Source organism: Catellatospora chokoriensis, assembly GCF_011297315.1.
GTDB lineage: Bacteria > Actinomycetota > Actinomycetes > Mycobacteriales > Micromonosporaceae > Catellatospora > Catellatospora citrea.
In genome coordinates this window covers 155,891-179,136 of sequence record NZ_JAAOTI010000018.1, presented here as the reverse complement: position 1 = coordinate 179,136, position 23,246 = coordinate 155,891, and the positions used below count along the sequence as shown (strand labels likewise).

Sequence of the window (23,246 nt, the reverse complement as noted above, 5' to 3'; positions counted from 1 at the left end):
CCATGTGTGGGCGGTACGCGACGACACGTACGGCGGCGGATCTGACTCAGCTCTTCGCGGCCGAGGACGAGACCGCCGAGTCGCTGGCTCCCGACTACAACCTCGCGCCCACCGACCCGGCCCCGATCGTGCGCGTCTGCGCGACGCGGGAGGCCCGGGTGCTGAGCCTGGCGCGGTGGGGCCTGGTGCCGCCGTGGGCCGACGATCCGCGCACCGGGCTGAAGCTGATCAACGCGCGGGCCGAGACGCTGGCCACCTCGCGGGTGTTCGCGCCGTCGTTCGCGGGCAGGCGCTGCATCGTGCCGGCCGACGGCTGGTACGAGTGGGTGCGCACCGAGAACGGCAAGCAGGCCTATTACATGACCGACCCGGTGGCCGGGCGCGGGCTCGCCTTCGCCGGCCTGTGGACGGCCTCGAAGTTCGGCCTGAGCTGCACCATCATCACCACGGCGGCGCAGGGCGAGCTGGCCCGGGTGCACGACCGCATGCCGCTGCTGCTGGAGCCGGAGCTGTGGGAGGCGTGGCTGACCGCTCCGGCCGATCCGGAGCTGCTCGCGCCACCGGGCCCCGGGTACCTGTCCGGTCTGGAGATCCGTCCGGTGGGCGCGGCCGTCGGCAACGTACGCAATGATGGTCCTGAATTGACGAGGCGGCTCGCCGAGCCGGACGCACAGATCAGTCTGTTCTGATTTTGCGCTGGATCGTGACAGTTTGCGTCACCAGTTTGCGGGTAAACACTTGCCCGTTCCTTCTACCGTGCGGTAAGACACAGCGTCGGTGGTAAGCGGCAGTGCCGTGCGTCACCGTCTGTCTGAGCCGGATCCTCCCGCCGGGGCGGGGGGACCGACCCACGGGGGAGGTGGGTGGATGACCCGCGCGCGTATTCCACGCCCGCACGAAGTCGCCGCTGCTCGCAGGGACCCGCGTTTGGTGCGGGCCGTGCGGGAGCGGCATGACAACGCCTGGCGCACCAGAGGTGCCTGCCAGGCCGTCGACCCGGAGACGTTCTTTCCGGCGCCGCTGGAGCCGGCCGACACGGCCGTCCAGCTGTGCGGAAGATGCCCGGTGTCGGGGGCCTGTCTGGCCTGGGCGCTCAGTGTCGGCGACTGCCACGGCGTCTGGGGTGGCACGACGGCCCGCGAGCGGCGGGCCATGCTCGTCGCCTGGCGTACCGAGGAACAGCAGGAGGAACTGCCGTACACGGCGTACGGGCCCCAGCCGGACCTGGTGGTCTCGGCCGGGCAGCTCACGCCGCCGCAGCGGGCGGCCGGGGTGACGCGGCAGCTGCCGCGGATCCCCACGCAGTCCCGGGCCGAGCTCGCCCTGTGCACCTTGGGCGAGGCGGAACGCGACACCGCGCTGCAAACCGTGCCCCTGCTCACCAGAGAGCACGCGCACGCCGCATGATCGCGGTATGCAAGGTCAGGAAGAAACGGTCGACACCGGGCGCGGCCCGGCAGGAGTGACCGTCACGATGCCCGGCGGTGCGACCGGGGCAGGCAAAGTCGCCGCCCCGATCGCGCTGCTGGTGCTCGGTCACGGGGCGGGTGGCAGCGTCGACGCGCCCGACCTGGTCGCCGTGCACGACGCCGCGGTTGCCGCCGGAGTGGCGGTGGCCCTGGTCACCCAGCCCTACCGAGTCGCCGGCCGGCGCGCGCCCGCGCCCGCGGCGCACCTCGACGAGGCATGGCGGACGGTCGTGGCCGTGCTGGTCGAACGCCTGCCCGGGCTGCCGCTGATCGTGGGCGGCAGGTCCAGCGGGGCGCGGGTCGCCTGCCGCACCGCCGTCGCGGTCGGCGCGGCCGGCATCGTGGCACTGGCGTTCCCGCTGCACCCGCCGGGCAAGCCGGCGCGCAGCCGGGCCGAGGAGCTGATCACCGGGCTGCCCACGCTCGTCGTCAACGGCTCCAGTGATCCGTTCGGGGTGCCCGATGCCGCACCGGGGGTCGAGATCGTTGTCCTCCAGGGGGAGCGACACGACCTGCGCAAAGCGCCGGACACCGTCGGCCGGGCCGTGGTCACGTGGCTGCGCGCCCGCGGCTGGGCGGGTGGCGGCGACCGGGCGTGACGGTCGCCACTGCCCGGCAGGTCCCGCGGAATGCGACAGCCGTCGCGCGGCGTTACAGACCGCGGGTAGGCCGGAAGTGTCCGGCCCCGGCGAGAGGTGAGTCCATGGTGCGGACGGGAACGCGCTGCCTGACGCGGTCGGGCGACGATCCGGTGCTGAAGACCGTGGAGCGGCTGCTGTCGGCTCCGGCGTGGCCGGCGGCGCTGGACGGCGACGCGGCATCGGGGATTACCGCGGTGCCCGCCCCGCGGGTGCACCTGGCATCGGTAGAGTCAGCCTCAGCGCTGCGGTCCGCTGTCAAGGAGCCGCGGCAAGAGCGTACTCCGAGGGTGGTCTCGCGGTTGACCAGCACCGACAGCGTCGAAGAGCGTCGTTCCCGGTTCGAACGGGACGCGATGCCCTTCCTCGACCAGCTCTACGCGGCCGCCCTGCGGATGACGCGTAACCCGGCTGACGCCGAGGACCTGCTGCAGGAGACCTTCCTGAAGGCATATGCCGCCTTCCACCAGTTCGAGGACGGCACGAACCTCAAGGCCTGGCTCTACCGCATCCTCACGAACACCTTCATCAACTCGTACCGCAAGAGGCAACGTCAGCCCATCCAGGCGCCGACGGACGAGATCACCGACTGGCAGCTGGCCGAGGCGGAGTCGCACACCTCCTCGGGGCTGCGCTCGGCCGAGACCGAAGCGCTGGACCGGCTGCCCGACAGCGACGTCAAGGACGCGCTGCAGACGTTGCCGGAGGAGTTCCGGTTGGCGGTCTACCTCGCCGACGTGGAAGGCTTCTCCTACAAGGAGATCGCGGACATCATGAACACGCCCATCGGCACCGTGATGTCCAGGCTGCACCGCGGCCGGCGCAACCTGCGCAAGCTCCTGGAGGGCTATGCGGCGGAGCGCGGGTTCTCGGGCACGACCAGCGCTCGGGAGGCGTCATGACGACGGAACACGAGGACGGCGACTGCCGCGAGGTGCTCACCGAGGTATACCTCTACCTCGACCTCGAATGCTCCGACGACCGCCGTTCGCTGATCAAGCAGCATCTCGACGAGTGCTCGCCGTGCCTGCGCGAGTTCGGCATCGAGCAGGAGGTCAAGGCGCTGGTGAACCGGTGCTGCGGGCAGGAGCAGGCGCCCGCGGAGCTGAAGGACCGGCTCCGGGCCAAGCTCTCCGAGCTGGTGGTCGAGGTCGAGGCCACCCGCGAGATGGGCTGACCGCACAATCTCATGATCGAGGCTCCGCCGACGGCGGAGCCTCGATGCGTCTTCAGCGCAGGCGGAAGACCTCACCGCGCGGGGTGAACGGCAGCCGCCCCCGCTCGGGCATCAGGTACGCGTGCTCGCGGCGTACCCGCAGCACGTCGCAGTCGCCGTCGGTGATGATCAGGATCGGTCCGTCGGCGGGGAAGTCCTCGGCCCGTTCCAGCAGCCGGATGCCAGGCTGCAGCTCGGTGCCGCCGCGACCGCGCACCTTCACCCGGCCCGCGATGTCCTCGACCGCCAGGTAGCCCGCGTCGTAGGCGGCCGCGTCGCAGCACACCACCCGGGCCGCGGGCACGTCGCGGGCCAGCGCGTACGCCGCGATCGCGCCCAGCGCCCGGCCCATCAGCTCGGCGCTCATCGAACCCGAGGTGTCCAGCACGACGCCGAAGGTGCGCTGCCGCTCGACCAGCTCGGGCCGGGCCCGGCCGGGCCGCGGGATGTCCGGCGTGGCCGCCTGGCGGCGCGAGGCGCGGGCGTACGAGCGGGTCGGCTCCAGCGGTGTGAAGTAGCGGTCGAACCACTGCGCCAGCTGCACGTCCCAGGGCGGCGGCGGGTGGTCCAGCACCCGGATCTCGGCGACCAGCCCGGCCGGCAGCAGACCGCGACCCGCCTGCTCGTGGTGGGCGAGCCCGCCGATCAGCGCGCGGCGGCAGAAGTCGTCGACGTCGCCCGCACGCCGGGCCTCCCCTGAGCCGGGCGCCGGGCGGTCGAGCATGTCGCCGAGCCCGCGCCCGCGCAGCGTGGCCAGCTTGCGGTAACGGCGCAGGTTGCCGGTGATGAGGTCGTACACCTCCTCGCTGGAGCGGCCCTTGAGTGCCGGGTCGTGGAGCACGTCCTCGGGCAGCTCGCCGACGCCCAGCTCCACCAGCCAGCCGTTGATCACGTAGTCGGTGGCGATGTTCCACAGGTACGGGTCGCGCGGGCCGACCCGCTGCCCGTGGCGCAGCGCCGCGTGCAGCATCTCGTGCGCGAGCACGAAGCGGCGCTCCAGCGCCGACATCCGCCGCAGCGGGTTCACGTAGATCTCGCCGGCCGCCGCGTCGACCGCGGCGACGGAGATCTGCCAGGCGCGGGCGAGCTCGGCGTCGGCGACGATCCGGAACCCCGCGGCCAGCGCGCCGAGCAGCGGGTACGACGAGACGAACCAGCGCCGCGCCTGCTCCCACGGGTGGTCGGGGCCGAGCTCGCCGTCGGTGCGCGGACGGTGCTGCCCGGCTTCCTCGACCGCCTCGGTGGCGGCGGCGGCCAGCCCGACGGCGAACAGCTCCGGCCAGGTCGGCGGCGGCGTCGCGGCGGCGGCCTGCCGCGCCCAGCGCCCGGTCTCGGGCTCCGGCGTGAAGTCCAGGTCCTGGTCGGAGGACGTGCCGCCGCAGCCCAGCGCGGCGTACTCGGCGGGCACGCCGGTGTCGCGCCACAGGGCCGCCAGCCGCTCCTCGTCGGCGCCGGGCAGGTCGGCGGGGACCGGGAACGGCGGCGTGCCGATCCGCAGCTGCTGCTGGAACCGCGTCACCGCCAGGCACGCCGCCGCCTGCGCGGCGTGGTCGGCGGTCCGGCCCGGCTCCAGGTGCCCGAAGCCGAGGTGCAGCGTGCAGTGGGCGAGCACCCACATCCACTCGGCCGGTTCGGCGGGGGCATTGCGGTTGACGGTGATCAGGCCGTCCGGGCGCACCCGCGCCCAGCCGCGGGCCCGGCCCAGCTCGGCGTCCTCGTCCCAGGTGGAGCGCAGCACCCGGCCGGTGTGCGAGGAGTCGTCCATGGTGCGGAACATGCGCTGCGCGAAGACCGCGCGAGCGGCGCTGTGGAAGGCCTCCAGTCGCGGATCCTTGCGCGGCTCGCCCCGGCGGCGGCTCACGTGCGGGCCGCGACCAGGCGCGGCAGGTCGCGGGTCACCTCCACCAGGAACCAGGCGGGCAGCACCGGGCGGCCCTCGGCGTCGGCGGCGACCACGAGCTGCGCGCACTCCAGCGAGAGCTCGGCCAGCTCGACCAGCAGGCCCTTGGCCCGCATCGCGAAGTCGCGCACGGCCCGGCTCGCGTGCTCGCGGCTGTCCGGCAGGTCGTGGACCAGCCGGGCCCGGAACGCTTCGGCGAAGAAGAACAGCAGGTCGCGGTCGGTGACGGCGCGCGGCCAGGAAGCGTCGCCGCGAATGATCGCGTCCAGCCCGTAGCGGTGGCGCACCGTCTTGACGTACGCGCAGAAGCCCGACGCGTGCGCCGGGGTCAGCGTGCCGCCCGCGAGCAGGCGCAGCGTGTCCTCGACGATGTCGTCGCCGTAGGAGCGCAGCGCGTCGGACAGCATGTGCCAGGCGCGCGGCGTGGAGAACGGCTCCTCGGTCTTGGGCGGCTGCACCCACAGCTGGTCGGGCCGCTGGGTGAGGTAGTCGAGCACCCACGGGTGGATGCCGGCGCCCGCCGCCCAGTCCAGCCAGTCCACCGCCGACGCCCGCAGGTGCAGGTGCAGCAGACGGTTGACCAGGGCGGACGCCATCGGGCGGGCGAGCGCGTTGTCGGTGGCGCGGTTGCCTGCGCCGATCACGATGGAGCCCTCGGGCAGCTCGTACTCGCCGATGCGGCGGTCGAGGATGAGCGAGTAGAACGCCTTCTGCACGTCGGGGCTGGAGGCGTTGAGCTCGTCGAGGAAGAGGCAGTACGGCTCGGCGCGGGCGATGGACTCCGGCGGCGCGAAGCGGCTGCGGCCGTCGCGCAGCTCGGGGACGCCGATCAGGTCCTCGGCGGCGAGCTGGGTGCCGACGAGGGTGACGCAGGGCAGGCCCAGCGAGTCGGCGAAGGCGCGGACCAGGGAGCTCTTGCCGATGCCCGGCGCGCCCCAGACGAAGACAGGCCGGACCACCGCGACATGCAGGAGCAGGTCGGGCAGCTGGGCCGGGGTGAGCGTGAGCGCGGAGTGCACGGCGGGAAATGATCCGCCCCGGCGTGCACTCCGGCAACGTGATTAGGCGTTGGGTCGCTTGCCGTGGTTGGCCTTCGAGCCCTTACGAGCCTTCTTCTTACGGGCCTTCTTACCCATGGTGAACACCCCTTCCGTCTTCGGCGGTTCGCAGCCTCAGATCCTATGCGCAGGTTGAACGGCGCTGTCCAGGCGCTCCGTGATTGGATACGGAACGTCCTGCTTGCGATCCAAGAAAGGGGCCCGGCGATGGCCGAGGAGATCAAGGCCGAGATGGTGGCCAACGTGTGGAAGGTCGTGGCGGCGGCGGGAGACGAGGTGTCCGAGGGCGACACCCTGGTCATCCTCGAATCGATGAAGATGGAGATCCCGGTCATCGCGGAAGCCGACGGCGTGGTCTCCAAGATCGCCGTGAACGAGGGTGACGTCGTCCAGGAGGGCGACCTCATCGCCGTCATCGAGTAGTAGCCTCACCGGGCATGACCGAGATCCACGTCCGTCCGGCCACGCCGGCCGACCACGACGCGATCGGTGCGCTGTCCGTCGCCGCCTACCGTGGCGACGGGCAGACCCGCGAAGACCACCCCTACGAGCCGCACCTGCGTGACGTGGCCGCCCGCGCGGCCGTCGCCGAGGTGCTGGCCGCCGTCGACGAGGCGACCGGGGCGGTGCTGGGCTCGGTCACCTTCGTGCTGCCGGGCAGCCCGCTGGCCGAGCTGGCCACCGAGGGCGAGGCGGAGTTCCGCATGCTCGCCGTGTCGCCGCAGGCGCAGGGCCGGGGCGTGGGGGAGGCGCTGGCCGGCGCCTGCCTGGGCCGGGCCGCCGAGCTGGGCTGCCGCAGCGTCGTCATCTGCGTACGCGACTTCGCCGCCGACGCGCGCCGCCTGTACGCCCGGATGGGTTTCACCCGCGCACCCGAGCTGGACTGGTCGCCGCTGCCCGGCGTCACCCTGCTCGGCCTGCGCTACCCGCTGTCCTAACGGAGCAGGTCGAAGGCGACCTCCATGGCCGCCTCACGCAGGTCCTCGTCGCTGATGTCGGCGTCGCGGAGCAGGAACCAGCTGGTGTTGATGGCGAGCACGGCCATGCCCGCGCGCAGTTTCGCGGTCGGCGTCGACTCGGGCTCGACCAGCAGGCCGATGAGGTCCATCATCGCCTGGCGCATCTTCGCGCCGGCCGGCGCGTTCTTGAAGGCCGGCTGGTTCTGGTGGAAGAACTGCATCACCTTCTTGTACCGGCCGGTGTACAGCTCGTCGGCGTAGCGCTGCAGCAACTCGCGCCGGAACTCCGGCGAGCGGGTGTCCGGCTGCGTGCGGGCCCACTCCACGATCCGGTTGAGCTTGGCGAGCTGATCGGCGCTGAAGCTGTCGACGATCTCCTCTTTGCTCTTGAAGTGGTAGTAGAGCGCGGCCTTGGTGACGCCCAGGCTCTCGGCGATCTCGCGCAGCGAGGTGGCGTCGTAGCCCTGCTCGGTGAACAGGTCGAGGGCGACGGTCTGGATGCGGGCACGGGTGTCGGGCCGGGGCTCGGCACTGCTGGCTGCGGGCTCGTTCATCACTGCTCCGTGTTACGTCGACCACACCGTCATCCGGACGCGCGAACTAACTTGACGGCCGGCAAGTAGGGAACTTACCGTACGGCTAGTAAATATTCTAGCCGGGCGGCAGGTAAGCGTACCGGTGAACGAGTGGAGCCCCCGTGACCACAGTCCAGGACCGGACGTCCTCCCCTGAAATCCCCAAGCCGAATCTCCGGGTAGTGCTGCCCGGTCTGATGCTGGCCATCCTGCTCGCGATGCTCGACAACATGATCGTGGGCACGGCCATGCCCCGCATCGTCGGCGAGCTGGGCGGCCTCGACAAGCTTTCGTGGGTGGTCACAGCCTATGTGCTGGGCACCACGATCTCGACCCCCATCTGGGGCAAGCTGGGCGACCTCTACGGCCGCAAGACCATCTTCCTGGTCTCGATCGTCATCTTCCTCCTCGGCTCGGCGCTGTCCGGCGCGGCCGGCGAGATCATGCCCGAGTCGGGCATGAACCAGCTCATCGCCTTCCGCGCCCTGCAGGGACTGGGCGGCGGCGGTCTGATGGTGGGCGCGATGGCGATCATCGGTGACCTGGTCTCCCCGCGCGAGCGCGGCAAGTACCAGGGCATGATGGCCGCGATCATGGGTGTCGCGATGATCGGCGGCCCGCTCATCGGCGGCGTCATCACCGACCACTTCGACTGGCGCTGGGCCTTCTACGTGAACCTGCCGATCGGCGGCATCGCGCTGTTCGTCCTGGCCACCACGCTGCACCTGCCGAAGTACCGCACCGAGCACCGCATCGACTGGCTGGGCGCGGCGCTGCTGAGCGTCGGCGTCACCGCGCTCGTGCTGATCACGACCTGGGGCGGCAACAAGTACGCCTGGGGCTCGAAGGAGATCATCGGCATGGCCGTCCTGGGCGTGGTCATGGTCGGCCTCTTCCTGTGGACGCAGACCCGGGTCGCCGAGCCGATCCTGCCGCTGGGCATCTTCCGCAACCGCAACTTCAGCCTGGTCTCGGTCATCGGCTTCATGGTCGGCTTCGCGATGTTCGGCGCGATCTCCTTCCTGCCGCTCTACATCCAGACCGTGCAGGGCGCGTCGGCCACCAACAGCGGCCTGCTGCTGCTGCCGATGATGCTGGGCATGATGGTCACCTCGATCGTGGCCGGCCGCACCATCACCAAGACCGGCAAGTACCGGATGTTCCCGATCCTGGGCGGCATCACGCTGGCGGTGTCGATGCTGCTGCTGACCCGCCTCGACGTCGACACCTCCATCACGGAGTCCTCGATCTACATGGTCGTGCTCGGCGTCGGCATGGGCTTCCTGATGCAGACCACCATGCTGATCGCGCAGAACAGCGTGGACCAGAAGGACCTGGGCGTCTCCAGCTCGACCGCGACGTTCGTGCGCTCCATCGGCGGTTCGTTCGGTGTCTCGATCTTCGGTGCCGTCTTCGTCAACCGGCTCAAGGACGACCTGGCCGGCGCGATGCCCGCCGGTGCGCCGGCCGGCGGCATGAAGCTCGACGTGGGCGGGCTGCAGCCGGACAAGCTGGAGCTGCTGCCCCCGCCGATCAAGGAGGCGGTGCTGCACGGCATCGCCTACGCCACCTCGGGCCTGTTCTGGTGGGCGCTCGGCTTCGCGATCCTGGTCCCGGTCGCGGCCTGGTTCATCAAGGAGGTGCCGCTGCGCGGCTCCGAGGCGATGACCGACGCCGAGGGCAACGAGGTGCCCCGCCCGCTGGTGGCCGTCGACTGATCGGCGCACACGTTCGTGGCGAGGCCCCGTCCCGGCTGTATCCGCAGCCGGGACGGGGCCTCCCGCGTTCAGCCGCGGCCGAGCAGGCGGTCCAGCCAGGAGCGCCGGGGACGGGGCAGGGGCGCCGCCGGGCCGGGCGCGTACGTCGCGGACGCCGGCCACTGGCCCTGGGCAAGTTCCCGGGCGAGCGTGCGCACCGCGGCGGGCATGCCCGGAGTGAGGAAGGCGAGCTGGGCCACCGACGCCCCGATGGTGATCGCGCGGGTGCGCCCGGCGTCGAGCAGCGCCCGTAGCCTGGCCGCGACCAGCTCGGCCACGTCGGTCCGGCAGGACGGGTCCACCCAGGCGGCGGTGACCAGCGCGTAGAGGGCGGCCTCGGTGGTCCAGTCCTCGGCGCCGAAGGCGATCTCCACCAGCAGCCGCCGCCGGGTCGAGGTCGCCCACGGTTCGCCGGTGCGGTGGTGCAGCAGGCCGAGGCAGGCCCACACCTGCAGCTGCCGCTCCGGCACGGACACCCGGTCCGGATCCGTCTCGACCGCCGGGGTCGGCGGATGCACCAGCGCCGCCAGCAGCTCGTCGACCGGCACGCCGGACAGCCGCACCGCCATGTCGTACGCCATCGGCGGTGGCGCCCAGCCCAGCGGCAGCATGGCGGCGATCTCCCGGGCGGCGGGCGGGGTCGGCGGCTCCAGTGCGGGCGAGGGCCGGGTGCCGTCGAAGTCCCACAGCCGTATCCCCGGTCGCAGCGCCACCCGCGGGTCCGGCAGGCCGGGATCGCCCGCCGCGACGGCCACGCCCGGCCAGGCCCGCCGCAGCAGGGCGAGCGCGCTGGGCGACTCCATCCTGGACAGGCCCATCTCGCCGGGGTGTGCCCGCTGCTCGTCGGTGGTCGTGCGGAGCACCTTGACGCACGCCTCGACGGCCGCGGGCACGTAGCCCAGCCAGGGCAGCCCGTCGCAGCAGTGCTGCAGGTCGTGGTGCTCGTGGCTGGCGTCGGTGGTGGCGCGCATGAAGTCGGCCAGCGCGACCAGGTGGTCCGGGTCGCCGTCGGACTGGAAGCGCAGCCGGTGCGCGGTGTGCACGGCGCAGTCGTACGACGGGTCCTTGACCAGTGCCTGCTCGATCAGGTCGAGCGCCTCCGCGGTGTGGCCGAGCTCGGTGAGCCACAGCGCGAGATCCGAGGTGACCGACAGGTCGTCGGGGTCGTGCCGCTGCGCCGCGCGCATCGCCCGCACCGCGGCGGCCAGCTGGCCGTCGGCGCGCAGCGCGTTGCCCCACCACATCTCGGTCAGCTTGGTCGACTCCAGTTCGACCCCGCGCTGTGCCCAGCGCAGCGCCAGCGGCACCTCGCGCAGCCGCCGCGCCACCCCGGAGGCCGCCCCGTGCAGCAGCGCGTCCTGCGGATACGCGGCCAGCGCCCGCTCGGCCAGGGCCAGGTACGGCCGGGTGGCGGCGGCGATGGGCGCGGGGGCCGGATCGGGCAGCGCGCCCAGCACCGCGAGCAGCACCCGCACCAGGCGGTCGGCGGGGACGAGCCGCGGGTCCAGGGCCTGCACCCAGCTGACGTCGGCCCACGGCCGTCCCGGGTTGTGCACGGTCGCCTGCGCCAGCAGGCTGAGCGCGTCGGCATACCCGCCGTGCCGGGCCAGCACGTGCGCGAACGCGACGACCCGGCCCACCGGCGCGCGCTCGCCGGGGCGGAACAGGGTCAGCCCGCCGTCGTCGGAGCGCGCCGCCAGCTTCGCCAGCAGTTCGTGCGCCTCGGGCAGGCCGGGCTCGTGGGCCAGCGCCACGGACAGGTGGCTCACCGCGTGGTCCAGGTCGTGCTCGTCGAGCGCGAGGCCGGCCAGGGCGAGCTCGCCCAGCGCCTCCTGATGCGGGTCGTTGACGCCGTCGGCCACGTGATCTCCTCGGTCCGCGGAACACGTGGGGGTCCCCCAGGCGCCACCGTGGGCGGCGCCGATACGGGCCGTGTTCCCGGACAGGCTAGAGCCGGTCGGGCGAGTTGTGTGCCCCTGCTCATTAGTGCGCACTGTGTTGCCGCAGTGGGCATGAACGTGCAAGACTGCGCACCGAACGCGCGATTTCGCGCAGCACTCCAGGGCGAAGTGGTAGGAGAAAGAGATGGCCCAGCGTGGCACCGGAATGGCAGCCGACATCGCCGAGCAGCCGGAGGTGTACGCGACGCTGCTGGAGCCCGCGCACGCCGGCGCCATCGCGCAGGTGGCGAAGGTGATCGCGGAGCGCCGCCCGCAGCACGTCGTGTTCACCGCGCGCGGCACCTCCGACCACGCCGCCCTCTACGCGGCCTACCTCACCGAGATCCGCCTCGGCCTGCCCGCCGGGCTGGCGTCGCCGAGCGCCATCACCGTCTTCGGCGCCCGCCCCGACCTGTCGCACGCCCTGGTCATCGGCGTCTCGCAGAGCGGCGGCTCGCCCGACCTGGCCGAGGTGCTGCGGGTCGCCCGGGAGTCCGGCGCGCTCACCCTCGCCGTCACCAACAACCCCGAGTCGGTGCTGGCGCAGACCGCGGAGCTGTCCGTGGACGTCGCCGCCGGGCACGAGCGCGCGGTCGCGGCCACCAAGACCTACACCGCGGAGCTGATGGCGCTGCTGATGCTGATCGAGGGCGTACGCGCCGGCGACGGCGTGCTGCCCGCCGACGAGCACGCGGCGCTGGCCAAGCTGCCCGAGCTGGCCACCCGCACGCTGGCCGACACCACCGCGTCCGAGCTGGCCGCGCGCTACCGGTTCGCGGCGCGCATGGTCACCACCGGCCGGGGCTACGCCTACCCGTCGGCCCGCGAGGCCGCGCTCAAGCTGATGGAGACCTCGTACCTGCCCGCGCTGGCGTTCTCCGGCGCGGACCTGCTGCACGGCCCGCTCGCGATGACCGACCCGGACGTGCCGGTGCTGGCCATGGTGGGCGCCGGTCTCGGCGGGCAGGCCATGCGCGAGGTGCTGGCGCGCCTCGACGAGCGCCGCGCCGACGTCGTCGCGGTCGGCCCGGAGGCGGTGCCCGGCGCGAAGGCGCTGCTGAACGTGCCCGCCGTGGACGAGCGCTACGCCCCGCTCCTGGAGATCCTCCCGCTGCAGCAGCTCGCGCTGTCGCTGGCGCTGGCCCGCGGCGAGGACCCCGACGCCCCCCGCGGCCTGAAGAAGGTCACCGCCACGCTGTAGCACGCGCCGTGACAAGAAGGTCACCGCCACGTCGCAGTGCACGTCGTGAGAGGCTGACTGCGTGTCAACGCTGCGTGAACTCGTCGAGGAGCACACCTCGCTCGGCCCGGCCGACATCGACCACCTGCACCGGCTCGCCGGCGACTGGCAGATGATCTCCGATCTCTCCTTCGCCGACCTGCTGCTGTGGGTGCCGGTCGAGGGCGACCCGAGCGCCGGCCTGTCCTTCCTCTGCGTCGCGCAGGTGCGGCCGACCACCGCGCCGACGGCATACCAGGACGACCAGGTGGGGCGCATCTCCAGCGGTGCTGAGGTGGCCCACCTGGGCGTGGCGCGCGAGCAGGGCCGCATCTGGCGCGAGGGCGACCCCGTCTGGTACGGCGACACCCCCGCCCGGCACGAGGCCATCCCGGTGCGCCTGCGCGGCGAGGACGGCGAGGCCGGCGCGGTGATAGCCGTCGTCGGCCGCGACACCAACCTGTCCACCGCGCGCACCCCCAGCCAGCTGGAGCTGAACTACCTCACCACGGCCGACGACCTGGCCCAGATGATCGCCGACGGCACCTTCCCGTCGGTGCGCCACCCGGGCGAGACCACGTCCGCGCCGCGGGTCGGCGACGGCCTGATCCGGCTGGACGGCAGCGGCAAGGTCACCTACGCCTCGCCCAACGCGCAGTCCGCCATCCGGCGGCTCGGCTTCTCCGCGCACCTGGTGGGCGAGGACCTCGCCGCGCTGTTCAACCGGCTGGCGGAGGATCCGCTGGAGGGCTCCGAGGCCAGCAACCGCATCCTGGGCGCGCTGCGCGGGGACGCGCCGCCGCGCAAGGAGATCGAGGCGCGCACCGCCACCGTGCTCAGCCGGGCACTGCCGCTGATGCCGGCCGGGGTGCCCATCGGCGCGCTGGTGCTGGTCCGCGACATCACCGAGGTCAAGCGCCGGGACCGCGCGCTGATCACCAAGGACGCCACCATCCGGGAGATCCACCACCGGGTGAAGAACAACCTGCAGACCGTCGCGGCCCTGCTGCGCCTGCAGGCCCGCCGGGTCAACCACCCCGAGGCGCGGGCCGCGCTGGAGGAGTCGGTGCGCCGGGTCGCCTCCATCGCGCTGGTGCACGAGACCCTCGCGATGTCCGCCGACGAGGCGGTCGAGTTCGACGGCATCGTGGACCGGGTCGCCAACGCGGCCGCCGAGGTCGCCTCGCCGGAGTCGCCGGTGCGCACCCGCCGCGAGGGCACCTTCGGCGTGCTGCCCGCCGAGATCGCCACGCCGCTGGTCATGGTGCTCAACGAGCTGCTGCTCAACGCCGTCGAGCACGGCTTCGACTCGCTGGAGGGCAAGGTCGCCGACGGCGCCGAGGTGGTCGTGCACGTCAACCGCGCCAAGCGGGAGCTGCACGTGACCGTCGCCGACAACGGCCGGGGCCTGCCCGAGGACTTCGACCCCACCACGAACAAGCGGCTCGGTCTCCAGATCATCCGCACGCTGACCACCGGTGAGCTGCGCGGCACCATCGAACTGCGCAACCGGGCCGAGGGCGGCACGGAGGCCCTGCTGTTCGTGCCGCTGGCGAAGCGCGACAGGTAGTCCCGTTTTAACAAAGAGCGATCTGCGTCACCCTCCGGTCAGAATGTGGGACGTAGCGCGAACGGTGATTGGCACGGGACTGTCCGCCGTGAGAAAGTGACTGCATGACCGCCGCTGCGAACCGCCGCCTGATGGGGCCCGGGCTCACCGCCCGCCGCCACATCGATTTCGGCCGCGTGCGCAGCGCCATCTGTCCGGCTGGCTGACTGCGCCCGTCCGTTTTTTCGAAACCCGGGCGCGCATACGCGCCGGGAGCATTCATTCTCATGAATCCCCACCGCTGACCACGGTGCTGGCGCATAGGCGCGTCCTCGCTCACTGGACTACAGGAGGACGCTGCGATGGCAGCATCGGCGGCAAGCACGCCAGCCACCACCCCGGGCCGGGCCACGCGCAAACCGCGCGGTGAGGGTCAGTGGGCGCTCGGGCACCGCGAGCCCCTCAACCCGAACGAGCGCACGAAGAAGGACGACAACGGCCTGAACGTGCGCGCCCGGATCGAGAACATCTACGCCCACCGCGGCTTCGCCTCGATCGACCCCGCCGACCTGCGCGGCCGGATGCGCTGGTGGGGCCTCTACACCCAGCGCAAGCCCGGGATCGACGGCGGCCGCACCGCGGTGCTGGAGCCGCACGAGCTCGACGACGAGTACTTCATGCTTCGCATCCGCATCGACGGCGGCCAGCTCGACCTGGCCCAGCTGCGCGCGATCGCGAACGTGTCGGCCAAGTACGGCCGGGACACCGCGGACATCACCGACCGGCAGAACATCCAGCTGCACTGGGTGCGGGTCGAGGACGTGCCGGCGATCTGGCGCGAGATCGAGGCGGTCGGCCTGTCCACCACGGAGGCCTGCGGCGACACCCCGCGCGTGGTGCTCGGCAGCCCGGTCGCCGGGATCAGCGAGCACGAGGTCCTCGACGCGACCCCGGCCATCGACGAGATCGTCGAGAAGTACATCGGCGACCCGGCGCTGTCCAATCTGCCCCGCAAGTTCAAGTCGGTGGTGTCCTGGCTGGCCGACGTGCCGTACGAGGCCAACGACATCGCGTTCCTCGGGGTCGAGCACCCGGAGCACGGGCCCGGCTTCGACCTGTGGGTCGGCGGCGGCCTGTCCACCAACCCGATGCTGGCCCAGCGCCTGGGCGCGTGGGTGCCGCTGGCCGAGGTCGCCGAGGTGTACGCCGCCGTCGCGCGCCTGTTCCGCGACTACGGCTACCGCCGCCTGCGCAACCGGGCGCGCATCAAGTTCCTCGTCGCCGACTGGGGCGTGGCGAAGTTCCGGCAGATCCTGGAGGACGAGTTCCTCGGCCGCAAGCTGGTCGACGGTCCCGCGCCGGAGCTGCCCGAGCACCCCATCGACCACATCGGCGTGCACCGCCAGCGCGACGGGAAGTTCTACGTCGGCGCGGCGGCCGTCGCGGGCCGGGTCAGCGGCACGGTGCTGGCGCAGGTCGCCGACATCGCGCAGGCACACGGCTCGGGCCGGGTGCGGCTCACGCCGTACCAGAAGCTGCTGGTGCTCGACGTGGCCGAGGACCGGGTGGAGTCGCTGATCACCGCGCTGGACGGGATCGGGCTGCAGGCCCGGCCGTCGTCCTGGCGGCGCGACACGATGGCCTGCACCGGCATCGAGTACTGCAAGCTCGCCATCGTCGAGACCAAGGCGACCGCGGCGCGCACCATCGAGCACCTGGAGCGCACCATCGGCCGGATCGACGGCTCGATCTCGATCAACGTCAACGGCTGCCCGAACGCGTGCGCGCGGACCCAGGTCGCCGACATCGGGCTCAAGGGCCAGCTGGTCCCCGGCCCGGACGGCGAGATGGTCGAGGGCTTCCAGGTGCACCTGGGCGGCGGCCTGAGCATGGCGCAGGGCCAGAACCCGAACTTCGGCCGCAAGCTGCGCGGCCTCAAGACCACCGCCGCGGAGCTGCCGGAGTACGCCGAGCGCCTCGCCCGCCGCTACCTGGACGGCCGCAAGGACGCGACCGAGCCCTTCGCGGAATGGGTGCTCCGCGTGGACGAGGAGGAACTCCGGTGAGTTCTGACGGAAGTCAACGTGCGGTGCCGTACTACTGCCCGTTCTGCGGTGAGGAGGCCTTCCTCCGGCCGCACGCGGGTCCCGAGACCGAGGACGGAGAGCCCGCCAGCACACACGGGCAGTGGGAGTGCCGAGCATGCCGCAGGGTTTTCGCGCTGAAGATGATCGGACTGCTGGGGAGGGTGACGCAATGACCGTCGACGTGCGACGTTCCACCGCCGAGCTGATGGAGCTGGCGAGCCGGGCCGGAGCCGAGCTGGAGGGCGCACCGGCCGAGGAGATCATCGGCTGGGCCGCCGAGACGTTCGGCCCCCGCTTCTGTGTCACCAGCTCCATGGCCGACGCGGTGCTGGCCCACGTGGCCGCGCGGGTGGTGCCCGGGGTGGAGGTCGTCTTCCTCGACACCGGCCTGCACTTCCCGGAGACGCTGCGGGTGCGCGACCAGGTCGCCCGCACCATCCCGGTGACCGTGGTGACGGTGCAGCCCGAGATCAGCGTCGCCGAGCAGGACGAGCGCTTCGGCCCGCGGCTCTACTCCCGCGACCCGGACTCGTGCTGCTACCTGCGCAAGGTGAAGCCGCTGGAGGACGCGCTGGCCGGGTACGACGCGTGGGCCGCCGGCCTGCGCCGCGACGAGTCGCCGACCCGCGCCAACACCCCCGTGGTCCACTTCGAGCAGGCCCGCGGCAAGGTGAAGGTCAACCCGCTGGCGGCCTGGACCCAGGCCGAGGTCGACCAGTACATCGCCCGCTACGACATCCCGGTCAACCAGCTGCTGAACCAGGGCTACGGATCGGTCGGCTGCTGGCCGTGCACCCGGCGCATCCAGCCCGGCGAGGACGCCCGCGCCGGCCGCTGGGCCATGTTCGACAAGACCGAGTGCGGTCTGCATGCGGCCTGATCCGTCGGCCCCCGGCAGCACGGCGGCGCCCGTGGTGCTGGTGGCGCACGGCTCTCGCGACCCGCGGGCACAGGCGGCGACCCGGGCCCTGGCCCGCGCGGTCGCCGCCGCCCGCCCCGGGCTGGACGTCCGGGTGGCGTTCCTGGAGCTGGCCGACCCGCGCCCGGCCGACGTGCTGGGCAGGCTGCGGGCGGCGGGCGAGCCCGCGCCCGTGGTGGTGCCGCTGCTGCTGACCCGGGCCTACCACGGTCGGGTGGACCTGCCGGCCCAGGTCGCCGGGTTCGACTGCGTCATCTCCGACACCCTGGGCGAGGTGTCCGAGCCGCTGCTGGCGGGTCTGATCCGCCGGCTGCACGAGTCGGTGACCGGCTACGACGCGGTGGTGCTCGCCGCGGCCGGCACCAGCGTGGCGTCGGGCCGGGCCATGGTCGACGAGGTCGCCGGGGCGCTCACGCTGCGGCTGGGCGTGCCGTGCGGGACGGCGTACGCCAGCGCGGCCGCACCCACCGGCGGCGAGGCCGTCGCGGCGCTCCGGGCCCGCGGGGCGCGCCGGGTGGCGGTGGCGTCGTACTTCCTCGCGCCCGGCCGGCTCTACGAAGCCGTGCTCGCCGACGCCCGTGCCGCGGGCGCGATCGGGGCGGCCGCCCCGCTGGGAGCGTCGAGGGAGCTCGTTCGGCTCGTGCTGCAACGCGTGGACGCCGTCGCGACGCAGCGCGCCCTGCTGGCCGTCTGAGCGGGTTTCCGCAGCTCTTCACGGCGCGTACACCTCGGCTCACAGACCGTTCAGAGCGCTGTCCGCGTCGGGTTCCGGACAACGTAAAAGCCCCGGAGCAGCGGCGCTCGGGGCTTTCTACGTTTTTCGGTGAGGCGTTGCGGTTTCGCGGGTGCTCAGAGCGAGTGTGCGCGGACCCGAAGGCCGCCGCGGCGCTTGACGGCGCGCCGCTCCTCTTCGCTCATCCCACCCCAGACACCCGCGTCCTGCCCGGTCTCCAGCGCCCACTTGAGGCACTCGGTGGAGACGGGGCACCGCCCGCACACCTTCTTGGCCTGCTCGACCTGAAGCAGTGCGGGGCCGGACGTCCCGATCGGGAAGAACAGCTCCGGGTCTTCGTCGCGGCAGACCGAATGGTGGCGCCAGTCCATGGCGGAAACACTCCTTGTGATGGCAGTGGAAATTGCTAACGCTTGGTTTGGTACGTTCGGGCTTCTCTGTATGCGAACGCGCGTGAAGCGATTTGGATGCGATCCACTTGGTTACGGACCGCTACCGAAATCAGCAGCGCGTGTAGGAGCAACAGGTTCAGCGCTCGGTACGCTTGTGAATGCTTTCACGAACTCCCGCGATGTCAAGGGGGGTGCCGGAAATTAGGACAGACGGGTGAGCAAGCTCACGACCGTTTTGTCCGGATCACCGGGCGTTACCCTGACCCCTGCCAACCGACAGTCAGTGATCAATGTAGTACGGGGCGTAATAGGCCGCCAGTATTTCCAGCGTGTGTCACGTGTGCCCATTGACACAGATCTGCGTCGCACTGCCTTTCGACAGCGACTCTTAGCAGATTACGCGCAGTGCCCCGGGCACAGCGGTGAATTTCACCTTTTCGCGTTCACCTAGGTAGTCGCCGTCGAGTTGGAACGCCTGCGGGGTGGCGCAACGGACGACGAACTCCGCCAGATCGTGGCGCACCATGATCTTCTTTCCGGTGACATCGCCCCGTTCGTCGGGGTCGTCCGGCTGGTGGGCCAACATCTGCGTGACCGTATGGAGGGTGCTCGGCAGGTGGAGGGCTTGCAGCGCAAGCACATCGAGCCCGCTGTCGAACGATGCGCGGGGGCTGGCGTGGATCGGCCGGTCCCCGAGATAGGTCCAGGGCGCGGTGTTCTGCACGATCACGTTCGCCAGGCCCTCGGCGGGCTCCGTGCCGCCCTCCTCCAGGGTGATGCCAGGCGCGCGCCGGCCCTCGACGAAGTACTGCCCGAGGGTGGAGCGCAGGTAGAGCCCGGGGGTGGACCGGCGGCCCTTGCGGCGTGCCTGCTCCACCCGGCGCACCACCGCGGCGTCGAGCCCGAGGCCGGCGCAGAAGGTGAAGTAGCGGTCGTCGGCCAGCCCCAGGCTGACCCGGCGGCTGGTGCCGCGGCGGAGCGCCTTGAGGATCACCGAGGTCGCGTCGACGGCGTACCGGGGCAGGCCCAGGGCACGCACGAAGACGTTGGTCGAGCCGCCGGGCACCACGGCCAGCGCCGGCGTCTGCGGACCCCGCTGCGCCGCCATCAGGCCGTTGACGACCTCGTTGACGGTCCCGTCGCCGCCCAGCGCGACGACCACGTCGACGCCCCCCGCGGCCGCGTCGCGGGCGAGGTCGAAGCCGTGGCCGCGGCGGCGGGTGAAGCCGATGGTCAGCTCCATCTCGCTGCGCAGGGCACCGGCCAGCACGTCCCGGGTCCGGGCGGACGTCGTGGTCGCCTTGGGGTTGACGACGAGCAGACCTCGCATGACCGGGAATGTACCGGGTGCGGTGACCTCGTGTTACGTCGCCCGTACGCGGCGAGACGGTGGCCACCGGCGGTTCGCTAGGGTGTCATTCATGTCCGCCGCCGAAACGAGCACCGCCGCCCGCCCGCCCGCCACCCTTTACGGCGCGGTGGCGCTGATGGGGCTGCAGGCGCTGGCGGTCGCCGTGCTGGGCGTGGTGCTGATCTACGCCGACCTGACCGCCGACGCCGCCGACGTCCGGCTGGCGCTCGGGGTGACGGTGTTCGCCCTGGCCATCGCGGGTGGCCTGGGTGGCCTCGCCCGCGCGCTGAGCCGTCGCCGGCCCGGCGCCCGCGGGCCGTCGCTCGCGCTGGAGCTGATGCTCTGCGCCCCCGCCTACTTCATGATCAACGGCGGCATGCCGCAGCTCGGCTGGACCGTCCTGCTCGGCGCGCTGGCCGTGATGGCCCTGATCCTGGCCCCCGCCACCACCCGCTGGCTCGGCTGGAACCCCCGCTGACCGACGCTCGAACCTCGAACCTCGCAAGATCACCCGACTTGCCTGGCAGTCGGGCGAATGCGTGTTCAAGATACGCACATGCGCCCGGCAAATCCGACGATCATGGAGCGGATGCGGCGGGAACGCGGGCGCGGACCGCGACGCGGCGCGCGGGTTCGGCGCGGGCGGGGGTGGGTCAGGCGGTGGGGAGTTCGGTGACCAGGCGGATGGTGGCGCGGCCGTCGGCCTGCTCGGCGTCGACGCGCGAGGTCAGGCCGCTGAGGACCTTCCAGGCGAACGCGGAGTTGTCCGGGAGTTTTCGCGTGCCGTTGACCGGCGCGGAGATCGCCACCGTCAGCTCGGTGTCGCCGATCTCGAAGCGGCAGTGCAGCTGCCCGCCGGGCGGGGCGATGACCAGCAGCATCGCGCAGGCCTCGTCCACGGCGATGCGCAGGTCCTCGATCTTGTCGCCGGCGAAGCGCAGCCGGGCGGCCAGCCCCGCGGTCGCCGTGCGCAGCACACCCAGCCAGCCGCCGTCGGCAGGCACGGTGACAGCGACGACGTTGTCGGTAAGCGCCGTCGCCGCCGGTTGCAGAATCTGACTCACCTGGCCCAACCCCCCGCGCGGAGCCTAGCTCATAGCCGGGCGGTTGTGCGCGCTCGTCGTCCCGGTGATGCCGGGTGGCCGTCCGGGCCACCCGGCATACGTCGGCGCTGACGTCCAGGCTCAGGCCTGCTTGGTCTCCCAGAAGATCTTGGAGATCTCCTCGATCTTGCCCAGCAGCTGCTCGGCCACCGCGGGGTCGGCCTGACCCTTGGTGCCGGCCGCGCCGGACAGCTTGGTGGCCTCGTTGAACAGCTGGTTCAGGTTCGGGTACTTCTCGAAGTGCGGCGCCTTGAAGTAGTCGGTCCACAGCACCCACAGGTGGTGCTTGACCAGCTCGGACCGCTGCTCCTTGATGATCAGAGCCCGGGTGCGGAACTCCGGGTCCGTGTTGGCCTGGTACTTCTCGCAGATGGCCTTGATCGACTCGGCCTCGATCCGGGCCTGGGCCGGGTCGTAGACGCCACACGGCAGGTCGCAGTGAGCACTGACCACCATGCGCGGCTTCAGGCTGCGTCCTTTCAAGAACTGCATCGGGATCCTCCATGAGGTACGTGGTCTGAACGGGACAATGATCCCCTTGCGACCCTACTCCGCCGGGGAGGCTCTGTTGCGCTGGCCGCTGTTTCCCGTACTCGTGCGCGGCCCGTCCATGGCGCCGACCCTGCGCCACGGCGACATGCTGCTGGTGCGCCGCGGCGGCCGGCCGGTGCGGCCGGGCGACGTGGTCGTCGCGCGCTTCCGGTCCCGACCCGACCTGCTGGTGGTCAAGCGGGTCCGGCGGGCGCAGGACGGCGGTTGGTGGCTGATCGGGGACAACGGCCTGGTGGTCGACGACTCCCGGGCGTACGGCGTGGCCGACGTGCTCGGCCGGGTGGTGTGCCGGTACTGGCCGCACCCGGGTCGGCTGAGCCGCCCCGCCGACGCGGGTGATGAATGACCGAAGATGAACCCGACACGGTCCCCACCAGGTGTGAAATGGTCCACGACCGGCAGCCCCGATCGTTGATCAAGTGCGGGCCCGGGTCTAGACTCCTGACCTCGGGAGAACCCCGTGACCTCGCCGCGCCGTGTCAACGCTGACCCGTCGTTGAACCGACCGGCTCGTGTGCGTTGTCATCGTGGGAGTCCAAAGTGGATCATCCAGCTTTCGAGCGGCACCGGGGCGGCAAGATGGCCGTCGTCAGTACGGTGCCCCTCAGTACCCGAGAAGACCTCTCCCTCGCCTACACACCCGGCGTCGCGCTGGTGTGCGAGGCGATCGCGGAGAACCCGGCCCTGATGGACGACTACACCTGGGTCGGGCACACCGTCGCGGTGGTGACCGACGGCTCGGCCGTGCTCGGCCTGGGCAACATCGGGCCGCGCGCGGCGATGCCGGTGATGGAGGGCAAGGCCGTCCTGTTCAAGCAGTTCGGCGGGGTGGACGCGGTGCCGGTGTGCCTGGACACCCAGGACACCGACGAGATCGTGTCGATCGTCAAGGCGCTCGCGCCCAGCTTCGGCGGGATCAACCTGGAGGACATCGCCGCGCCGCGCTGCTTCGAGATCGAGCGGCGGCTGGTCGAGGCGCTGGACATCCCGGTGTTCCACGACGACCAGCACGGCACGGCCGTGGTCGTGTTCGCGGCCCTGCGCAACGCGGCGACGCTGCTCGACCGCAAGCTGTGCGACCTGCGCGTGGTGGTCTCGGGGGCCGGTGCGGCCGGCGTCGCGGTCACGAAGATGCTGATCGCGGGCGGGGTCGAGGCGTCCGCGGTGATCGTGTGCGACTCGCGTGGCGCGATCCACGCGGGACGGGCCGACCTGGTGCCCGGTTCGGCGAAGGCCGAGCTGGCCGAGCGCACCAACGCGGGCGGCGTCAGCGGCGGCATCGAGGCGGCGCTGGACGGCGCGGACGTGCTGATCGGCGTCTCGGGCGGGCAGATTCCGGAGCGAGCGGTGGCCGGCATGGCGCCCGGGGCGATGATCTTCGCGCTGGCCAACCCGACGCCCGAGGTGCACCCGGACGTGGCCGGCCGCTACGCGGCGGTGGTGGCCACCGGGCGCAGCGACTTCCCGAACCAGATCAACAACGTGCTGGCCTTCCCGGGCATCTTCCGTGGCGCGCTCGAGGCCCGCGCGACCCGGATCACCGAGGGTATGAAGCTGGCCGCCGCGACCGCCATCGCCGACGTGGTCGCCGCGGAACTCTCCGCCGACGCCATCGTGCCCAGCGCGCTCGACCCGCGGGTGGCCCCCGCGGTGGCCGCCGCCGTGGCCGACGCCGCGCGCCGCGAGGGCGTGGTACGCGCCTGACCGGCCCTGCGGGGCCGTCGGGCCCCGCTCAGGCCGCCATCGCGGCCAGGCCGGGGCCCGACTCCCGCCCCGCCTGCCCGCGCTGCCTGCGGCCCGCTCGAACCGCTCCTGAACGGACCTTCAGG

At 72.0% G+C, this 23,246-nt stretch carries 24 protein-coding genes and 1 pseudogene; 16 read left to right on the top strand and 9 right to left on the bottom strand.

What is annotated here, in order from left to right; translation table 11 throughout:
• Positions 1 to 2 precede the first annotated feature (2 nt).
• From HAV39_RS26125 to rsrA, 5 genes and pseudogenes are all read left to right on the top strand, one after another.
• Positions 3 to 689 carry an SOS response-associated peptidase gene (locus HAV39_RS26125; protein ID WP_191841791.1) on the top strand — a complete coding sequence of 229 codons (687 nt, stop codon included), beginning with the start codon at positions 3 to 5 and terminating at the stop codon, positions 687 to 689.
• Between the two features lie 178 nt (positions 690 to 867).
• Positions 868 to 1,215, top strand: a pseudogene (locus tag HAV39_RS26120) (WhiB family transcriptional regulator); the annotation flags it as partial.
• A gap of 199 nt (positions 1,216 to 1,414) precedes the next feature.
• Positions 1,415 to 2,068, top strand: a complete 654-nt coding sequence (locus HAV39_RS26115) for an alpha/beta hydrolase family protein (RefSeq protein WP_191841790.1) — start codon at positions 1,415 to 1,417, stop codon at positions 2,066 to 2,068.
• A 104-nt stretch (positions 2,069 to 2,172) separates the two neighbouring features.
• On the top strand, positions 2,173 to 3,009 hold the full coding sequence (locus HAV39_RS26110) for a sigma-70 family RNA polymerase sigma factor (RefSeq protein ID WP_120318196.1): 837 nt from the start codon (positions 2,173 to 2,175) through the stop codon (positions 3,007 to 3,009).
• A complete protein-coding gene (gene rsrA, locus HAV39_RS26105; protein WP_120318197.1) occupies positions 3,006 to 3,284 on the top strand; it encodes a mycothiol system anti-sigma-R factor in 279 nt (92 codons plus the stop codon). Before HAV39_RS26110 ends, rsrA begins: the two co-directional genes overlap by 4 nt.
• 52 nt (positions 3,285 to 3,336) lie before the next feature.
• Here rsrA and HAV39_RS26100 read toward each other — a convergent pair whose 3' ends face one another.
• The 3 genes from HAV39_RS26100 to HAV39_RS43650 are packed head-to-tail and all read right to left on the bottom strand — an operon-like array spanning position 3,337 to position 6,359.
• Positions 3,337 to 5,184 carry a vWA domain-containing protein gene (locus HAV39_RS26100; protein WP_425321550.1) on the bottom strand — a complete coding sequence of 616 codons (1,848 nt, stop codon included), beginning with the start codon at positions 5,182 to 5,184 and terminating at the stop codon, positions 3,337 to 3,339.
• Positions 5,181 to 6,242, bottom strand: a complete 1,062-nt coding sequence (locus HAV39_RS26095; protein WP_120318198.1) for an ATP-binding protein — start codon at positions 6,240 to 6,242, stop codon at positions 5,181 to 5,183. Before HAV39_RS26095 ends, HAV39_RS26100 begins: the two co-directional genes overlap by 4 nt.
• A gap of 42 nt (positions 6,243 to 6,284) precedes the next feature.
• A complete protein-coding gene (locus HAV39_RS43650; RefSeq protein WP_120321693.1) occupies positions 6,285 to 6,359 on the bottom strand; it encodes a 50S ribosomal protein bL37 in 75 nt (24 codons plus the stop codon).
• 129 nt (positions 6,360 to 6,488) lie between these two features.
• On the opposite strand from HAV39_RS43650, the gene HAV39_RS26090 reads away from it, so the two are divergent.
• Together HAV39_RS26090 and HAV39_RS26085 are read left to right on the top strand one after the other, a co-directional pair.
• Positions 6,489 to 6,704: a biotin/lipoyl-binding carrier protein gene (locus HAV39_RS26090; RefSeq protein ID WP_120318199.1), complete on the top strand. Its 216-nt coding sequence runs from the start codon at positions 6,489 to 6,491 to the stop codon at positions 6,702 to 6,704.
• Between the two features lie 14 nt (positions 6,705 to 6,718).
• The gene (locus HAV39_RS26085; RefSeq protein WP_191841789.1) at positions 6,719 to 7,219 is read left to right on the top strand and encodes a GNAT family N-acetyltransferase; all 501 of its coding nucleotides are present in this window, start codon (positions 6,719 to 6,721) and stop codon (positions 7,217 to 7,219) included.
• On the opposite strand, the gene HAV39_RS26080 is transcribed toward HAV39_RS26085, so the two are convergent.
• Positions 7,216 to 7,794, bottom strand: coding sequence for a TetR/AcrR family transcriptional regulator (locus tag HAV39_RS26080; protein WP_120318201.1), 579 nt, complete (start codon positions 7,792 to 7,794; stop codon positions 7,216 to 7,218). The two genes, HAV39_RS26085 and HAV39_RS26080, sit on opposite strands and share 4 nt — an antisense overlap.
• A gap of 218 nt (positions 7,795 to 8,012) precedes the next feature.
• On the opposite strand from HAV39_RS26080, the gene HAV39_RS26075 reads away from it, so the two are divergent.
• The gene (locus HAV39_RS26075) at positions 8,013 to 9,533 is read left to right on the top strand and encodes an MDR family MFS transporter (protein ID WP_191841810.1); all 1,521 of its coding nucleotides are present in this window, start codon (positions 8,013 to 8,015) and stop codon (positions 9,531 to 9,533) included.
• Between the two features lie 68 nt (positions 9,534 to 9,601).
• On the opposite strand, the gene HAV39_RS26070 is transcribed toward HAV39_RS26075, so the two are convergent.
• Positions 9,602 to 11,434 (bottom strand): tetratricopeptide repeat protein, encoded by a 1,833-nt coding sequence (locus HAV39_RS26070; protein WP_191841788.1) that lies wholly within the window; start codon positions 11,432 to 11,434, stop codon positions 9,602 to 9,604.
• Between the two features lie 244 nt (positions 11,435 to 11,678).
• Between HAV39_RS26070 and HAV39_RS26065 the strand changes: the two genes are divergently transcribed.
• The 5 genes from HAV39_RS26065 to HAV39_RS26045 all read left to right on the top strand — a co-directional run bounded on the left by HAV39_RS26065 (position 11,679) and on the right by HAV39_RS26045 (position 17,980).
• Positions 11,679 to 12,713, top strand: coding sequence for an SIS domain-containing protein (locus HAV39_RS26065; protein ID WP_191841809.1), 1,035 nt, complete (start codon positions 11,679 to 11,681; stop codon positions 12,711 to 12,713).
• Between the two features lie 61 nt (positions 12,714 to 12,774).
• Complete coding sequence (locus tag HAV39_RS26060; protein WP_191841787.1) at positions 12,775 to 14,301, top strand: sensor histidine kinase; 1,527 nt, start codon at positions 12,775 to 12,777, stop codon at positions 14,299 to 14,301.
• Between the two features lie 341 nt (positions 14,302 to 14,642).
• Positions 14,643 to 16,346 (top strand): nitrite/sulfite reductase, encoded by a 1,704-nt coding sequence (locus HAV39_RS26055; protein WP_191841786.1) that lies wholly within the window; start codon positions 14,643 to 14,645, stop codon positions 16,344 to 16,346.
• A 190-nt stretch (positions 16,347 to 16,536) separates the two neighbouring features.
• Entirely contained in the window at positions 16,537 to 17,247 is a 711-nt protein-coding gene (locus HAV39_RS26050; protein WP_239120209.1) for a phosphoadenylyl-sulfate reductase, read from the top strand.
• Entirely contained in the window at positions 17,237 to 17,980 is a 744-nt protein-coding gene (locus tag HAV39_RS26045) for a sirohydrochlorin chelatase (RefSeq protein ID WP_191841784.1), read from the top strand. Before HAV39_RS26050 ends, HAV39_RS26045 begins: the two co-directional genes overlap by 11 nt.
• 155 nt (positions 17,981 to 18,135) lie before the next feature.
• Here the strand turns inward: HAV39_RS26045 and HAV39_RS26040 are convergent, their stop codons facing one another.
• Both HAV39_RS26040 and HAV39_RS26035 read right to left on the bottom strand, forming a co-directional pair.
• Positions 18,136 to 18,390 (bottom strand): WhiB family transcriptional regulator, encoded by a 255-nt coding sequence (locus HAV39_RS26040; protein ID WP_120318209.1) that lies wholly within the window; start codon positions 18,388 to 18,390, stop codon positions 18,136 to 18,138.
• A 409-nt stretch (positions 18,391 to 18,799) separates the two neighbouring features.
• Positions 18,800 to 19,741 carry a diacylglycerol/lipid kinase family protein gene (locus HAV39_RS26035; RefSeq protein WP_191841783.1) on the bottom strand — a complete coding sequence of 314 codons (942 nt, stop codon included), beginning with the start codon at positions 19,739 to 19,741 and terminating at the stop codon, positions 18,800 to 18,802.
• A gap of 91 nt (positions 19,742 to 19,832) precedes the next feature.
• Between HAV39_RS26035 and HAV39_RS26030 the strand changes: the two genes are divergently transcribed.
• A complete protein-coding gene (locus HAV39_RS26030) occupies positions 19,833 to 20,240 on the top strand; it encodes a hypothetical protein (RefSeq protein ID WP_191841782.1) in 408 nt (135 codons plus the stop codon).
• Between the two features lie 175 nt (positions 20,241 to 20,415).
• Here HAV39_RS26030 and HAV39_RS26025 read toward each other — a convergent pair whose 3' ends face one another.
• Together HAV39_RS26025 and sodN are read right to left on the bottom strand one after the other, a co-directional pair.
• Positions 20,416 to 20,826 carry an ATP-binding protein gene (locus tag HAV39_RS26025; protein ID WP_373311595.1) on the bottom strand — a complete coding sequence of 137 codons (411 nt, stop codon included), beginning with the start codon at positions 20,824 to 20,826 and terminating at the stop codon, positions 20,416 to 20,418.
• Between the two features lie 120 nt (positions 20,827 to 20,946).
• The gene (sodN, locus tag HAV39_RS26020) at positions 20,947 to 21,321 is read right to left on the bottom strand and encodes a superoxide dismutase, Ni (RefSeq protein ID WP_191841807.1); all 375 of its coding nucleotides are present in this window, start codon (positions 21,319 to 21,321) and stop codon (positions 20,947 to 20,949) included.
• Positions 21,322 to 21,394: 73 nt separating this feature from the next.
• Here sodN and HAV39_RS26015 point away from each other — a divergent pair, with 73 nt between their 5' ends.
• Both HAV39_RS26015 and HAV39_RS26010 read left to right on the top strand, forming a co-directional pair.
• Positions 21,395 to 21,763 (top strand): S24/S26 family peptidase, encoded by a 369-nt coding sequence (locus tag HAV39_RS26015; protein ID WP_191841781.1) that lies wholly within the window; start codon positions 21,395 to 21,397, stop codon positions 21,761 to 21,763.
• Positions 21,764 to 21,996: 233 nt separating this feature from the next.
• Entirely contained in the window at positions 21,997 to 23,121 is a 1,125-nt protein-coding gene (locus HAV39_RS26010; protein ID WP_191841806.1) for an NAD(P)-dependent malic enzyme, read from the top strand.
• Positions 23,122 to 23,246: the final 125 nt, after the last annotated feature.

Bases quoted from the DNA above. Each gene is read 5' to 3' on its own strand.
- HAV39_RS26125 (WP_191841791.1), top strand. From the start codon at position 3: ATGTGTGGGCGGTACGCGACGACACGTACGGCGGCGGATCTGACTCAG.
- HAV39_RS26115 (WP_191841790.1), top strand. From the start codon at position 1,415: ATGCAAGGTCAGGAAGAAACGGTCGACACCGGGCGCGGCCCGGCAGGA.
- HAV39_RS26110 (WP_120318196.1), top strand. From the start codon at position 2,173: ATGGTGCGGACGGGAACGCGCTGCCTGACGCGGTCGGGCGACGATCCG.
- rsrA (WP_120318197.1), top strand. From the start codon at position 3,006: ATGACGACGGAACACGAGGACGGCGACTGCCGCGAGGTGCTCACCGAG.
- HAV39_RS26090 (WP_120318199.1), top strand. From the start codon at position 6,489: ATGGCCGAGGAGATCAAGGCCGAGATGGTGGCCAACGTGTGGAAGGTC.
- HAV39_RS26085 (WP_191841789.1), top strand. From the start codon at position 6,719: ATGACCGAGATCCACGTCCGTCCGGCCACGCCGGCCGACCACGACGCG.
- HAV39_RS26080 (WP_120318201.1), bottom strand. From the start codon at position 7,794: ATGAACGAGCCCGCAGCCAGCAGTGCCGAGCCCCGGCCCGACACCCGT.
- HAV39_RS26075 (WP_191841810.1), top strand. From the start codon at position 8,013: ATGCTGGCCATCCTGCTCGCGATGCTCGACAACATGATCGTGGGCACG.
- HAV39_RS26065 (WP_191841809.1), top strand. From the start codon at position 11,679: ATGGCAGCCGACATCGCCGAGCAGCCGGAGGTGTACGCGACGCTGCTG.
- HAV39_RS26055 (WP_191841786.1), top strand. From the start codon at position 14,643: ATGGCAGCATCGGCGGCAAGCACGCCAGCCACCACCCCGGGCCGGGCC.
- HAV39_RS26050 (WP_239120209.1), top strand. From the start codon at position 16,537: ATGACCGTCGACGTGCGACGTTCCACCGCCGAGCTGATGGAGCTGGCG.
- HAV39_RS26045 (WP_191841784.1), top strand. From the start codon at position 17,237: ATGCGGCCTGATCCGTCGGCCCCCGGCAGCACGGCGGCGCCCGTGGTG.
- HAV39_RS26040 (WP_120318209.1), bottom strand. From the start codon at position 18,390: ATGGACTGGCGCCACCATTCGGTCTGCCGCGACGAAGACCCGGAGCTG.
- HAV39_RS26035 (WP_191841783.1), bottom strand. From the start codon at position 19,741: ATGCGAGGTCTGCTCGTCGTCAACCCCAAGGCGACCACGACGTCCGCC.
- HAV39_RS26030 (WP_191841782.1), top strand. From the start codon at position 19,833: ATGTCCGCCGCCGAAACGAGCACCGCCGCCCGCCCGCCCGCCACCCTT.
- sodN (WP_191841807.1), bottom strand. From the start codon at position 21,321: ATGGTGGTCAGTGCTCACTGCGACCTGCCGTGTGGCGTCTACGACCCG.
- HAV39_RS26015 (WP_191841781.1), top strand. From the start codon at position 21,395: ATGATCCCCTTGCGACCCTACTCCGCCGGGGAGGCTCTGTTGCGCTGG.
- HAV39_RS26010 (WP_191841806.1), top strand. From the start codon at position 21,997: ATGGCCGTCGTCAGTACGGTGCCCCTCAGTACCCGAGAAGACCTCTCC.